The sequence below is a fragment of the Chryseobacterium carnipullorum genome (assembly GCF_003815695.1).
Classification (GTDB): domain Bacteria; phylum Bacteroidota; class Bacteroidia; order Flavobacteriales; family Weeksellaceae; genus Chryseobacterium; species Chryseobacterium carnipullorum.
In genome coordinates this window covers 1,504,277-1,518,669 of sequence record NZ_CP033920.1, presented here as the reverse complement: position 1 = coordinate 1,518,669, position 14,393 = coordinate 1,504,277, and the positions used below count along the sequence as shown (strand labels likewise).

At 39.4% G+C, this 14,393-nt stretch carries 10 protein-coding genes; 9 read left to right on the top strand and 1 reads right to left on the bottom strand.

Going from position 1 to position 14,393, the window contains the following annotated elements:
* Complete coding sequence (locus EG346_RS07000) at positions 1 to 795, bottom strand: DUF2797 domain-containing protein (protein WP_123877681.1); 795 nt, start codon at positions 793 to 795, stop codon at positions 1 to 3.
* Between the two features lie 86 nt (positions 796 to 881).
* On the opposite strand from EG346_RS07000, the gene EG346_RS06995 reads away from it, so the two are divergent.
* The 9 genes from EG346_RS06995 to msrA all read left to right on the top strand — a co-directional run bounded on the left by EG346_RS06995 (position 882) and on the right by msrA (position 14,388).
* Entirely contained in the window at positions 882 to 1,904 is a 1,023-nt protein-coding gene (locus EG346_RS06995) for a GDP-mannose 4,6-dehydratase (protein WP_073328724.1), read from the top strand.
* A 141-nt stretch (positions 1,905 to 2,045) separates the two neighbouring features.
* Positions 2,046 to 2,267, top strand: a complete 222-nt coding sequence (locus EG346_RS06990; protein ID WP_002662059.1) for a DUF2795 domain-containing protein — start codon at positions 2,046 to 2,048, stop codon at positions 2,265 to 2,267.
* A 125-nt stretch (positions 2,268 to 2,392) separates the two neighbouring features.
* Positions 2,393 to 5,467 (top strand): preprotein translocase subunit SecA, encoded by a 3,075-nt coding sequence (gene secA, locus EG346_RS06985; protein ID WP_123877679.1) that lies wholly within the window; start codon positions 2,393 to 2,395, stop codon positions 5,465 to 5,467.
* 153 nt (positions 5,468 to 5,620) lie between these two features.
* Positions 5,621 to 7,786, top strand: a complete 2,166-nt coding sequence (locus tag EG346_RS06980) for a TonB-dependent siderophore receptor (RefSeq protein WP_123877677.1) — start codon at positions 5,621 to 5,623, stop codon at positions 7,784 to 7,786.
* Positions 7,787 to 7,826: 40 nt separating this feature from the next.
* Positions 7,827 to 9,023, top strand: a complete 1,197-nt coding sequence (locus EG346_RS06975) for a PepSY-associated TM helix domain-containing protein (RefSeq protein WP_123877675.1) — start codon at positions 7,827 to 7,829, stop codon at positions 9,021 to 9,023.
* A complete protein-coding gene (locus tag EG346_RS06970) occupies positions 9,023 to 11,140 on the top strand; it encodes a TonB-dependent receptor (protein ID WP_123877673.1) in 2,118 nt (705 codons plus the stop codon). Before EG346_RS06975 ends, EG346_RS06970 begins: the two co-directional genes overlap by 1 nt.
* A 51-nt stretch (positions 11,141 to 11,191) precedes the next feature.
* The gene (locus EG346_RS06965; protein ID WP_073328714.1) at positions 11,192 to 12,403 is read left to right on the top strand and encodes a PepSY-associated TM helix domain-containing protein; all 1,212 of its coding nucleotides are present in this window, start codon (positions 11,192 to 11,194) and stop codon (positions 12,401 to 12,403) included.
* An 84-nt stretch (positions 12,404 to 12,487) separates the two neighbouring features.
* Entirely contained in the window at positions 12,488 to 13,456 is a 969-nt protein-coding gene (locus tag EG346_RS06960) for an ROK family protein (protein WP_073328711.1), read from the top strand.
* A gap of 377 nt (positions 13,457 to 13,833) precedes the next feature.
* The gene (gene msrA / locus EG346_RS06955; RefSeq protein ID WP_123877671.1) at positions 13,834 to 14,388 is read left to right on the top strand and encodes a peptide-methionine (S)-S-oxide reductase MsrA; all 555 of its coding nucleotides are present in this window, start codon (positions 13,834 to 13,836) and stop codon (positions 14,386 to 14,388) included.
* Positions 14,389 to 14,393 lie beyond the last annotated feature (5 nt).

Sequence of the window (14,393 nt, the reverse complement as noted above, 5' to 3'; positions counted from 1 at the left end):
TTAAGAGATATCCAGCTCAATTACATATCCTTCATGTCCCCTTACATTGATAAAATCTCCGCCATGAAAACTCAGGTACTGCCCTTTTATTCCGGTTAATTTGCCGGTAAATTCAGGTCTTTTATCTAATGTGAATGAGGTTACTTTTTCCGGCTTTTCAAAAGGATAATCAAATCTCCAGAGGTCTTCTCCTTCACTGTAGAATTTTTGAAAATCCTCAGGGAAATACTGTCTGATTTTTTGTTGAAAATCGGCGAGGTCCATTTCTCCCTCAAAATCATCCTGAAGCATCTTTCTCCAGTTGGTTTTGTCAGGAAGATGTTCTTTTAGGGCAACTTCTATCATTCCTGCTTCATAACGGTTCTCTGTTCTGGCGATGGGCAATGCAAAAGTAGCGCCCTGATCAATCCATCGTGTTGGGATCTGCGTATTTCTAGTTACTCCTACCTTTACATCGCCTGTATAGGCAAGGTATACGGTGTGGGGCTGCAACTGGATTTGTTTTTCAACTTCCAGATCACGTTCACCCACTCCCAGATGTGCCGTGGAAAGCTCGGGACGAATGATCGTATCACTCGCGTACGGGCTTTCGAAGAAACAGCTTTTGCAGAAGCCCATTCTATAAATAGTTTTATCTTCCCCACAGTTCACACACTGAAACCCCACATGTTTTATACGTAATTCTTTTCCGAAAAGCTCATTCATATGGATAAGATCTCCTGAAAGATTCAGATAATATTGGATCGGCTGTGCGTCGTAGCTCGTCATTTTTAAAATTTGCCCTTGAAACTGCATACTATTTATATTACTTTTTTAAGTAAATTTAATGATTATATTTTCAAAAAGTAAATTTATATTTTTACAGCATTAAAAAATCACAAATGACTTATCTTGTAACTGGAGGAAGCGGGTTTATAGGTTCCCATTTAATAGAAAAATTATTAAGAAATGGACATTCTGTCATAAACGTTGACAATTTTGATGATTTCTACAATTATCAGATAAAAATTAAAAATACTTTAGAGTCTATTGATAAAAATCCGGATTTTGAGTTTTCGGACAAAGAGACCGATATCGGATATTTAACTGACATTTCCCGGTCAGACAATTATCAGATCTATTATCAGGATATTCGTGATAAAAAAGGACTTGAAAATATTTTTAAAAGTCACAACATAGACCTTGTTATCCATCTTGCAGCATTGGCAGGCGTACGGCCTTCCATTGAAAGACCACTGGAATATGAAGAAGTAAATGTTCGTGGCACCATGAATCTTTGGGAGCTTTGTAAGGAATTCAATATCAGTAAATTCATAGGTGCATCTTCATCAAGCGTTTACGGCAATAATGAAAAGATCCCATTTACCGAAACAGATAATGTAGATCATCCGATCTCCCCTTATGCCGCAACAAAACGAAGCGGTGAAATTTTAGGACACGTGTATCACAACCTGTATCATATCGACATGATTCATTTACGCTTTTTCACCGTATATGGCCCCAGACAAAGACCAGACCTTGCCATTCACAAATTCACCAGACTGATCTCAGAAGGTGAGGAAATCCCCTTCTACGGCGACGGAAATACAGCCAGAGACTACACCTATATTGATGATATCATCGACGGAATCACGAAATCTATTGTTTATCTGGAAACACATTCCGATGTTTATGAAATCGTTAACCTTGGAGAAAGCGAAGTAGTGACCTTATCTGAAATGTTGGCGACCATAGAAAGAACCCTTAAAATTTCTGCCACCAGAAAAATTCTGCCACTTCAGCCCGGAGATGTCCAGAAAACCAATGCAGATATCACAAAAGCAAAGACATTAATAGGTTACCAACCAGACACCGACTTCCAAAATGGCATAAAAAAATTTGTGGAATGGTTTTTGAGAAAATGACATCATATAAGTTTCCGGTGCAGCTGTAATGCAGTCTATGACGGACAATGAACAAAAATTAATCAAAAAGAATTGAAAATCAAGTATAAAAAAGCGTATAATATAAGCTAATTTTATACTTTTGCAAAAAAATTAGAAATTATGTACTGGACATTAGAACTAGCCTCCTATTTAAGTGACGCACCTTGGCCGATGACAAAAGCAGAACTTATTGACTATGCAATCAGAACTGGTGCACCAATGGAAGTAGTAGAAAACCTTCAGGCTATTGAAGACGAAGGAGAGATCTATGAGTCTATCGAAGAGGTATGGAGCGACTATCCTACCGACGAGGATTTCCTTTGGAACGAAGACGAATATTAATTAAAGCAATAAGCTTTAAGCAGTAGCTTAGAGCTTATTTGCCCTTTTTTTATATATAATTCACACGATAAGCGTATCAATACAACGCTTAAAGCATATTACTTTAAGCATAAAGCAAAAAATTTATGAGTTTTTTAAACAAAGTTCTTAAAGGGTTTTTGGGAGACAAAAAAGCGCAGGACCTAAAAGAAGTAAAAAAAGTTGTAACAAAAATCAAAGCTGTTGAACCAACTATTCAGCAATTGTCTGATTATGGTTTGAGAGAAAAAACTGCTGAGTTTAAAGAAAATATCAAAACTGCAACCAGCAAAATCACAGCTCAAATAGAACAAGTACAGGAGCAGATAAAGAATTCAACAAACGTTGATGAAAAAGAAGCTCTTTTCACAAAGATTGAGACTCTTAAAAAAGAATCATACGACATTGAGGAGAAAGTTCTTGGCCAGATCCTTCCTGAAGCTTTTGCTCTGGTAAAAGAAACAGCAAGAAGATGGGCTCAGAACGGAGAAATCCGCACCAAAGCCACCGACTGGGACAGACAACTGGCCGCTGCGGGTAAAGATTTCGTAGAAATTCAGGGAGATACTGCAATCTGGAAAAACTCATGGGACGCAGCCGGAACTCCTGTAGTTTGGGACATGGTCCATTATGATGTTCAGTTTATCGGAGGGGTTATTCTTCACAGCGGTAAAATTACCGAGATGGCAACCGGTGAAGGTAAAACTTTGGTAGGAACATTGCCGATTTACTTAAATTCACTTCCTGAAAGAGGAGTTCACGTAGTAACGGTGAACGACTATCTTGCCAAAAGAGACTCGGCATGGATGGGCCCTCTTTATCAGTTCCACGGAATGTCTATCGATTGTATCGATAACCACCAGCCGAACTCAGACGGAAGAAGAAAAGCATATAATTCAGATATTACATACGGGACGAACAACGAATTCGGTTTCGATTATCTGAGAGATAACATGGTAACATCCCCTTCAGAATTGGTACAAAGAGAATTAAACTTTGCGATCGTGGATGAAGTTGACTCTGTATTGGTAGATGATGCCAGAACACCACTAATTATTTCGGGTCCGGTTCCTCAGGGAGACAGACAGGAATTTGATGTTCTTAAGCCTTCTATTGACAGAATCGTGGAAGTTCAGAAGAAAACAGTTTCTGCGATCTTTAATGAAGCAAAAAAATTAATCGCTGCAGGAAACACCAAAGAAGGAGGGTTCAAATTGCTTCAGGCTTACAGAGGTCTTCCTAAAAACAGACAATTAATTAAATTCTTATCGGAAAGCGGAAACAGAGCATTGCTTCAGAAAGTTGAAGCGCAGTATATGCAGGACAACAACCGCGACATGCCGATTGTAGATAAAGACCTTTACTTCGTTATTGAAGAGAAAAATAATCAGGTAGATCTTACCGATAAAGGGGTAGAATATATGTCTCAGGGGAATTCTGACAACAACTTCTTCGTTCTTCCGGATATCGGAACAGAAATCGCTGAAGTTGAGGCAAAAAACCTATCTAAAGAAGAGGAATTCGAAGCTAAAGAAAAACTTTTCTCTGACTTCGCTGAAAAGTCTGAGCGTGTACACACGATGAGCCAGTTATTGAAAGCTTATACTCTATTCGAAAAAGATGATGAGTATGTGGTAATAGACGGTGAAGTAAAAATCGTTGACGAACAGACCGGTCGTATCATGGAAGGAAGACGTTATTCAGACGGTCTTCACCAGGCGATTGAAGCTAAAGAAAACGTAAAAATTGAAGCTGCTACGCAAACTTTTGCAACGGTAACACTTCAGAATTATTTCCGTATGTACAACAAGCTTGCGGGGATGACAGGTACTGCTGAAACAGAGGCGGGAGAACTTTGGGAGATCTACAAATTAGATGTTGTGGTCATTCCTACGAACCGTCCTATTTTAAGACATGACAAACAGGATTTAGTTTTCAAAACTAACCGTGAAAAATATAACGCTGTTATTGAAGAAATTGAAAAATTAACAGCTGCTAAAAGACCTGTACTGGTAGGTACAACATCTGTTGAAATCTCTCAGTTGCTTTCTAAAGCCCTTCAGCTAAGAAAAATTCCTCACCAGGTATTGAACGCGAAGCTTCACAAGAAGGAAGCGGAGATCGTTGCCGGAGCAGGGCAGCCGGGAGTTGTAACGATTGCAACGAACATGGCAGGTCGAGGTACGGATATCAAGCTTTCCAAAGAAGTAAAAGAAGCGGGAGGTTTAGCCATTATCGGTACAGAAAGACACGATTCAAGACGTGTAGACAGACAGTTAAGAGGTAGAGCGGGACGTCAGGGAGATCCGGGAAGTTCTCAGTTCTATGTATCTCTTGAAGATAATCTGATGCGTTTGTTCGGTTCTGAAAGAATCGCGAAAATGATGGACAGAATGGGTCATAAAGAAGGTGAAGTGATTCAGCATTCTATGATCAGCAAGTCTATCGAAAGAGCTCAGAAAAAAGTAGAAGAAAACAACTTCGGAATCAGAAAAAGACTTCTTGAGTATGATGACGTCATGAACAAGCAGCGTGATGTGATCTATAAGAGAAGAAAGAATGCTCTTTTTGGGGATCACCTGAAGTATGACATCACGAATATGATCTTCGATGTTTCCAACTCCATCGTTACAAAAGGAAAGGCTACAGGGAACTATAAAGATTTTGAATTCGATATCATTAAGTTCTTTACCATGGAATCTCCGGTTTCTGAAAATGACTTCAAGAGCAAGCAGATTCCTGAATTGACGGATCTTGTCTTCAAAGCAGCTCAGGAAGATTACAAAATGAAACTGAACTTATTGAAGGAGAAATCATTCCCTATTATTGAGAATGTATATCAGAATCAAGGTTCAATGTTTAAAATGATCCAGGTTCCTTTCACAGACGGACACAAAACCATGACGATTGTGGCTGATCTTAAGGAAGCTTACGATACTCAGTGTGAAAGTCTGATCAATGATTTTGAAAAGAATATTACCTTATCCATCATCGATGAAAACTGGAAACTTCACCTTCGTGAAATGGATGACCTGAGAAGATCTTCTCAAGGTGCCGTTTACGAGCAGAAAGATCCATTGGTAATTTACAAACAGGAATCGTTCCACTTATTCAGTGAAATGGTTGACAAAATGAACAAAGAAATTATTTCTTTCTTATACAAAGGAGAAATTCCGGCTTAAGAAATCTATAATAAAATCTCATAAAAACCCCGCTTCAGTACCGTCTGAAGCGGGGTTTTGTTATTCAGCACCTAATAATTTCATGATAAATATCAATCTTATTATTTATTTAGAACAATTAAAAACAATATATTTGCAAAAAATTTGACTTTCATGAAAAATGTACTGATCTGCGCTTCCGCACTGGGAACAATGCTGGTTTCTGCCCAAAAAAAAGACACTATCAAATCAAACGATATTGAAGAAGTTGTTGTCAATGGAAGATATTATCAAAAATATAAACTCAACGAGGTTTCCGGATCACTGAGATTGCAGACCCCTCTTATTGAACTTCCGCAGAATGTACAGTCTATTAGTGGCCAGGTATTGAATGATCAGATCACCTTAAACATGTCTGAAGGAATTGTCCGCAATGTGAGCGGTGCCAGAAAAGTAGAACACTGGGACAATGTTTATTCCAACGTTTTCATGAGAGGAGCAAGTATTGCTACTTATATGAACGGAATGAACGTATCTTCTACCTGGGGACCCATTAACCCGGACGCATCCATTATCGACAGAATAGAATTTGTAAAAGGGCCAGCAGGATTCATGGGATCTATGGGTGATCCGGCAGGATTTTATAATATAGTGACGAAAAAACCCACTGGAAAATTCGCCAACAGCGTAAGATTCACAACAGGAAGTTACAACCTTTTCAGAGGCGAAGCAGATCTTGACGGGGTTATTGTGAAAGACGGTGTTTTGGATTATCGTTTAAATTTAATGGGAAGCTCCAACAAATCATGGTCAGAAAATGATAAGACAAGTAAAATAATCATTGCTCCGTCTATCACATTCAGACCTACAAAAACAACTACATTTACTGCCCAATACAATTATCAGTATCTAAAATTCAATCAGCCGGGTGCCTACCTGATGTCTAATGACGGCTATGCTTCACTCAATGTTCATACTAACTTTAACGATCCTAACTTCAAAAAAACAGAAGTGAAAGATCAGAGTTTATTTTTAAGCTTAGATCAAAAGTTATTCAAAGACTGGATTTGGAGTACACAATATGCCTACATGGATATGAATTATGATGGTGGCTCATGGTGGGGAACTTTTGATCCTGCAGATAAAAATATATTTAACAGAACTGTAAGCAACTGGCAGGCTGTAGGGAAAAACCATATTTTCCAGACGTATTTAAGAGGTAGTTTGAATACAGGAAATATCGTTCACAAAATTATTGCAGGATTTGATTACGGAGACAGAAAATATAATGCAGACTTTTCAGGATATGGTCCCGGAGTTTATCCAATTAACATTCAGAATGTACAATATGGAGTAGACCCGTCTACCTTACCTCCTGACAGCTTTTACACTTTAAATCCTGCAGCACCATTCTATAACGATCAGGGTGTAAAATACACTTCATATTACGCACAGGATCAAATCGAAATGTTTAATAATAAGCTGCGTCTTACTTTAGCAGGAAGATATACAAGCGGAACTACTTTTGCAGGGTATCCTTATTACTCCGAAGGAAATGTTGTTCCTAAAGACAAGGCGGGAGAATTTACACCAAGAGTGGGAGCAAGCTACTCTTTCAGTGACGATTTCTCTGCTTATGGAGTTTTTGATAAAACTTTTGTACCACAATCAGCAATTCAATACTCTGAAACAAACCCTAAGGGTGTCCCTCTTACGACTCCTTTCAGAGGTCAGAATCTAGAAGTAGGTATTAAAAAAGATTGGTTTGGTGGCAAATGGAATTCAACATTTGCAGTATACGATATAAGAAGACAAAATATATTTACTTCTGATCCTGCTCGACCGGGTAGTGGTCTTTCCGTAGCTACAGGAGAACAAAGAGCAAGAGGATTTGAAGCTGATATCAAAGGTGAAATTGTAAAAGGATTAAATGTCGTGATCAATTATGCTTATACTGATGCAAAAACGATCAAAGATAGTGACGCTTCAAAAATAGGTCAGCAATCTCCCGGAAATGCCAAAAACGTACAGAATACCTGGTTAAACTATAGATTTGAACACGGTCAATTAAAAGGATTCGGTATTTCTGCGGGATACCAATATCAGGGAGGAAGACAGTCGTGGTTTGGAACCACCGCCAAATATGACCAGAGTCTGGAAGATTATTTTGACACCAACTTCGGGATCTCTTATGTAGCCAAAAAATTCGATGTTAACCTATTACTGAACAACGTGCTGAACAAAAAACTTTACAGCGGTTACAGATCAGATGATGGTTCTTACGCATGGATCTATAACGCTCCGCGTAACTGGAGACTATCAATAGGATATAAATTTTAAATAATCAAAAGTTAGCCTCTCCGGAGGTTAACTTTTTGCTATGAAGAAAAAGCACCTCCATAAAAAGAAAGTTTCTTTTACAAAAAAATGGTCTTCCAAGCTGCACTTGTGGTTGGGCTTGTCCGTTGGTATCATTGTTTTTATTGTTTCGCTTACCGGAACTTTATATGTTTTTAAAGACGAAATACAGAACAGTCTCCGAAAAGAAGCGATTTATGTACAGAAATCTTCAACATCACCACTTTCTATTGCCGTTCTTAAGGAAAAAGTAAGTCTTGAACTCAATGAAAAATATCCACTGAGCACGGTAGAAATTTCTTTGGATAAAAATAAATCCTACCGTTTTTCCTATTACGAAAAAAATAAAAAAGGCTGGAATTATTTTGAAGAGTTCAAGATCAATAAGCTCGTCTATGTGGACCAGTACAGCGGAAAAATTCTGGCCGTTTACGATGAGAAATATAGCTTTTTCACCATTCTGAAATACATCCACTGGAGTCTTCTTCTGAACTCCGAATGGGGAAAATATGTGGTGGGAATTCCTACTGTGGTGTTTATCTTCATGCTGATCACCGGAATTATATTATGGTGGCCGAAGAACAAAAAAGCAAGAAAAGGACGCTTTTGGTTCAGCTGGAAAAATGTGAAGACCTGGAAACGAAAAAACTATGATCTTCATAATGTATTAGGCTTTTATGCCTCGTTTTTCGCCTTACTCATCAGCATTACAGGAATCTATTTTGCCTATCCGTATGTGAAAAACACATTCAATCTTGCCCTTTCAGGATCTTTGGAACAGCCTAAAGACAAGGAAATTAAATCTCCTGATTCCCTTATGTTGAAAAATGCTTCGGTTTATGACCTTACCGCTCAGCAAACCAGAAAATTATATCCTACCTCTTCCAGTTTCAGAATTCCATTGAACGGAAAAAACAAAAAAGGGAAGGAATTAAAAAATATTCCGGTTACGGTCTATGGCAAAGAAGGACAATTCAGTGAAAGAAATGCATTGGCCTTTGACAAATATTCCGGAAAACTGCTGGCTGAAAAACCTCATCAGAAACTGAGCAACGCTGAAAAATATGCCAATGCCAATTATGACATCCACACAGGGTCCTACTTCGGACTGTTCGGAAAAATTCTATGGTTCATTACCGGACTCATCTGTACTTCACTTCCTGTGACAGGATTTTTGGTATGGTGGGGAAAACAAAAAAAACAAGGAAAGAAAATATAATGAAAAAAGCGCTTATATCAGCTGCATGCTTAGGTTCGGTTGCCGTTTTTGCACAGGTTAAGGACAGCCTGCAGACCAACAGCGTGGATGAAGTCGTGATGACTGCTTCCAGAAAAAAAGAAAATATCAAAGAAATACCCAGCTCCGTAACGATTGTTGCCGAAAAGCAGATCCAGTCTCAGCTGACCGTCAATTCAGATATTACCAGCATTCTTCAATATACCGTTCCAAGTTTAGGAACCAACTCGGGACAAACATCCAATACAGGGCAGACCTTGAGAGGCCGCCAGGTTCTTGTTCTTATCGACGGAATTCCCCAGTCTACTCCACTCAGAAACGGAGCCAGAGATCTAAGGTCTATCGATCCTTCCGTGATTGAAAGAATTGAAGTGATCAAAGGAGCGTCCTCCATCTACGGAAACGGAGCAGATGGCGGGATCATCAACTACATCACGAGAAGAAGCAAATCCGATAAAAATATTTCCGGACTTACTCAGCTCGGTTTTACAGGTCAAACGTATGGCGGAACTCTTGGAGTGAGGGCCAGCCAGCTCTTATCCGGAAAGGTGAATAAATTTGATTACGTCTTCTCTCTCGCCTACGAAAGAACAGGCTATATGAAAGATGCCGACGGCGTAAACCTTACCCCGACCTACAGTCCTGCAAAAATGGACAACTACAACGGAATGCTTAAAGTAGGTTACAATATCAACAAAGATCAGAGAATTGAAGCTTCCTACATCGGATATGCCTCTAAATCCGACCTTAACTTAGGACTAAAAACAGGAAAATACGGGATTACCCCAACCATAGGAGAAGGTGTAGGAAAAAATCTTGAAACCACCCCTCAGGGAACACCGAGAAACCATAATTTCAGGATCAACTACGACAATCAGAACCTTTTTGGTGGAACAACTTCACTGAATTTCAATGCTTATATGCAGGATTTCAGGACTGTATACGGATACAGCGATACCTTCTCCGGAGGAGGACAGTCCAACGTAATCTCTAAAAAGTACGGAGTCAGATTCAACTTCGACACTCAACTGTGGTCGGCTAAAGATTCTCAGGGTGAAATCATGTACGGAATGGATATCCTTAACGATCAGACCGTCCAGAAGCTGGAAGACGGACGTTACTGGACACCGGATATGAATATGACCAACCTTGCCCCTTTCGTTTTGGTTAAAATTGATTTATTAAAAAAATTAACCATCAAAGGAGGTCTCCGTTATGAAAACATGCGTGTGAAAGTCGGAGATTTCAATACCCTTTCTACTATTAAAAGTGACGGGACATTTACCAAAAGTATCTTTGTGACCGGTGGAGATTTAAAATACAATGCATTGGTCGCCAATTTAGGGGTACGTTACAATATTGAATCTTTCATTAATCTGTTCGGAAGCTTCTCACAGTCCTACTCTATCAATGAATTAGGAAGAATCCTCAGAACCTCAACAGAAGGTACCATTCAAAATCTTGAAACCAAACCGATCATCGTGAACAACTATGAATTCGGTGCGACGGGACAGATCTCCAAATGGATCAACTACGAGATTACTTCTTATGTAAGTACATCAAAACTAGGCGCTTCATTTGTACAGAGTGCGGACAGAGCATTAACGATACAGAGATCTCCGGAAATTGTTTACGGTGTGGAAGGATTCTTACATTTTATGCCGGCTAAATGGATCAACTTCGGAGGAAGCTACAGCTGGATGGAAGGCATTACTTCTATCAAAGACGACGGAGATTATTCAGCAAAAATCAACAACAGCCGCATTTCTGCGCCTAAAGTACTGGCCTACCTTCAGGTAAAACCAATACCTTCTTTATCTCTCGGGGCTGATATGATTCACGCTTTTGAGCAGGACAGGTTCCAGACTAACGCCAAAACAGGAATGTTTGCCTACGGAGAAGGCTATGTTCCTGACTATACTGTTTTTAATTTTAAAGCAAGTTTCGAAGTCAATAGGAACTGGAGAGTCTCTGCAGGCGTTGAAAATGTATTCAACAGAATGTATCAACCCGCGATTGCATGGTGGTCTGCCCGTGACAGTGAATTCGTGAACTCACTGGGAAGAAGAGGGACGCTGATGCTTGAATATAAATTTTAATTAATCTAAATAAAAAGTAAAACTTATCTTTGCGATACTTTGAACTGCGATATGAAGAAAAAACATCATCATAAAAACAAACCGGGTTTCTTTAAAAAATGGTCAGCCAAACTGCACCTTTGGTTTGGTCTGGGGATTGGCTTTCTGATCTTTATTATTTCCATTACAGGAGCGCTCTATGTTTTTAAAGACGAACTGGAAAACTTTACCCGAAAGGACGTGATCTATCATAACGAACAGAATATCGAACAAAAAAACGTTCTTCCTATCAGAATGATGGAGAAATCTGTTGTAGAACAGGTCAAAGAAAAATATCCGGTTCACTGGGTGAATGTTCCGATTGATAAAAAGAGATCTTATATTTTTTATTGGTATGAACACAACACGAAGGCCTGGAATTATTTTGATGAACTGCCGGTTTATAAAGCCGCTTATGTAAATCCTTACACAGGAAAAGTTCTCAGGGTTTATGATGAAAAGAACGGGTTCTTCAATATTGTAAAAATGATCCACTGGAGCTTTTTGCTGAAGCAGGACTGGGGACCGTATGTCGTGGGAATTCCCGTGATCATATTCCTGATCATGCTGATCACCGGAATTGTACTTTGGTGGCCTAAAAATAAAGCGGCAAGAAAGCAGCGTCTTTCTTTCAAATGGAAAAATATCAAAAGCTGGAAAAGAAAGAACTATGATCTTCACAACATCCTTGGTTTTTACTCCTCTATCTTTGCGTTGATCTTTACCATTACAGGATTGTTTTATGCGTTCTTCGTTGTACAGGCGATGATCTATGTGATCTTCTCCGGCGGAGAAACCCAATATCCGGATTTCTCTCACATTAAAACCAAAGCTCCGATAGAATTAAGAACGGAAGGAACACTGGACAAAGTGATCAATACGGTTATACAGAAATATCCTGATTCTTTTGGTTTCGCAATTGATCTTGGCCACGAGCATATGGATGATCATGAACACCCGAATTTTGAGGTGTATGTCAAGCATCTTTCTTATTCTTATCACAAAAGCAGCAGCCTGATCTTTGATGAAAACTCGGGAGAACTGCTCCACACCCATGATCCTAAGGACAAAAACTTTGGTGAAAAAGCAGTAGGGGCCAACTATGATATCCATGTAGGTTCCATTTTGGGACTTCCTACGAAGATCATCGCATTCATTGTCAGCCTCATCTGCGCATCACTGCCGGTAACCGGATTTATGGTTTGGTGGGGAAGAAGAAAAAAGAAACCGGCAAAAACCGCCTAAAAGTTTTTTAAATAAAAGTTTTGTTAATAATCCATTAATACAATCTTTTTTATAATTTTAACCCTTTAGAATTTACAAATAGAAATGTCATTAATAGATTTATCAAAACAAGTTGCTCTAGGAATTGATATCGGCGGGACGAATACCAAGTTCGGAGTGGTTAACCACCGCGGTGAAGTTCTGGAAAAAGGAAATCTGAGAACCGATGAGTACGAAAAAGTAGAAGACTTTATCGATGCTTTATACGAACAGGTAAAACCCCTGATCGAAAAGTACGGTACTGAAACCAACTTTGACGGAATCGGGGTAGGTGCTCCCAATGCCAACTATTATAAAGGAACCATTGAGCAGGCCCCTAACTTACCATGGAAGGGACTCATTCCTTTCAGTGAACTGATGAATGCCAAATTCAATCTGCCGTGTACCATCACCAATGATGCGAATGCAGCTGCTCTTGGAGAAATGCTTTTCGGAGCCGCAAGGGGAATGAAGGACTTTATCATGATCACTCTGGGAACAGGCGTGGGCAGTGGAATCATTTCTAATGGAAGTTTGATTTACGGCCACGACGGTTTTGCAGGAGAATTGGGGCACACCATTGTAAAACCGGGCGGAAGAAAGCACTGGAGTACAGGATCTGAAGGAAGTCTGGAAGCGTATGCTTCAGCCACGGGAATTGCGATTACCGCCAAGAAGATGAGGGCTGAATTTCCTGAATCTATGCTGAGCCAGTATCCTGAAGAGTCCATCAACTCGAAAACAGTCCATGAATGCGCATTGAAAGGTGATCTTATCGCTATTGAAGTGTTCAGATATACGGGACAGAAACTGGGCGAGGCTTTGGCTAATTTTGTGATGTTTTCTTCACCTGAAGCCATTCTTCTATTTGGTGGCGTGATCAAGGCGGGAGATTTTATTTTGAAGCCTGCAAAACTTCATATGGAAAGAAACCTTCTTCCGATCTTTAGAAATAAAGTAAAATTGGTTTTCAGTGAACTGGACGAAGCAGATGCTGCCATTCTTGGAGCAAGTGCTTTGGTTTGGGAAAAATAACTGAACAACAATAGAATAATATATAAAGCATCCTTTTGGGATGCTTTTTTGCTTTTAATTGATCGATCTGGTTTGAGCTTCCACAGATTCTACAGATCTTTAGACAGGTTTACATATGATTTTTCCCTACTTTATTACAAATTCCATTTATTCCAGAAATTCTTTGCCGCAATGATCTGTTTAATCTGTGAAATCTGCGCGAATAAATCACATCACTTTCCCATCTTCAGCGGTTAGAAAAACTGGCATCAATTCTGTTTTAAATCATCTGAATTCTCATGCAAAATGAAAAACTTTTTCTTACTTTTGATTGGTTTTTTACTCATTTTACGCTTAGGCTGAATCGTTGGAACCAACAAATAAATAATTTAAGAACAATGGATAATAATAATTTAGAACAGATCACTTTCGGAGGCGGATGCTTCTGGTGTGTGGAAAGCTGTTTCAATATGCTTAAAGGCGTTCATTCTGCCATCTCAGGATATTCGGGAGGCCACAAAGACAATCCTACCTACGAAGAAGTATGCACCGGAGAAACCGGACATGCAGAAGTGGTACAGATCACGTTTGATCCAAAGATCATTTCTTACGCACAGCTGATGGATGTATTCTTCTTCCTTCACGATCCTACCCAACTGAACAGACAAGGGAACGACATCGGAACACAGTACCGTTCCGTTATTTACTATAAAGACGATGCTGAAAAGGCTAAAGCGGAAGAAGCCCTGAAAACCTCTGAAGCCTCAGGAAAATGGTCTGGAACATACGTTACCGAAGTTACCCGGTTTGAGAAGTTCTGGCCGGCAGAACAGTACCATCAGGGATATTATAACGTGAATCCAAACCAACCTTACTGTAGTGCCGTAGTAGGCCCGAAGATCCAGAAATTTAAAAAACACTTTGGAGAATTAGGAATGCTGAATGAGGCATAAAAAAT

Coding starts and splice junctions, on each gene's coding strand:
- EG346_RS07000 (WP_123877681.1), bottom strand. CDS start 795: ATGCAGTTTCAAGGGCAAATTTTAAAAATGACGAGCTACGACGCACAG.
- EG346_RS06995 (WP_073328724.1), top strand. CDS start 882: ATGACTTATCTTGTAACTGGAGGAAGCGGGTTTATAGGTTCCCATTTA.
- EG346_RS06990 (WP_002662059.1), top strand. CDS start 2,046: ATGTACTGGACATTAGAACTAGCCTCCTATTTAAGTGACGCACCTTGG.
- secA (WP_123877679.1), top strand. CDS start 2,393: ATGAGTTTTTTAAACAAAGTTCTTAAAGGGTTTTTGGGAGACAAAAAA.
- EG346_RS06980 (WP_123877677.1), top strand. CDS start 5,621: ATGAAAAATGTACTGATCTGCGCTTCCGCACTGGGAACAATGCTGGTT.
- EG346_RS06975 (WP_123877675.1), top strand. CDS start 7,827: ATGAAGAAAAAGCACCTCCATAAAAAGAAAGTTTCTTTTACAAAAAAA.
- EG346_RS06970 (WP_123877673.1), top strand. CDS start 9,023: ATGAAAAAAGCGCTTATATCAGCTGCATGCTTAGGTTCGGTTGCCGTT.
- EG346_RS06965 (WP_073328714.1), top strand. CDS start 11,192: ATGAAGAAAAAACATCATCATAAAAACAAACCGGGTTTCTTTAAAAAA.
- EG346_RS06960 (WP_073328711.1), top strand. CDS start 12,488: ATGTCATTAATAGATTTATCAAAACAAGTTGCTCTAGGAATTGATATC.
- msrA (WP_123877671.1), top strand. CDS start 13,834: ATGGATAATAATAATTTAGAACAGATCACTTTCGGAGGCGGATGCTTC.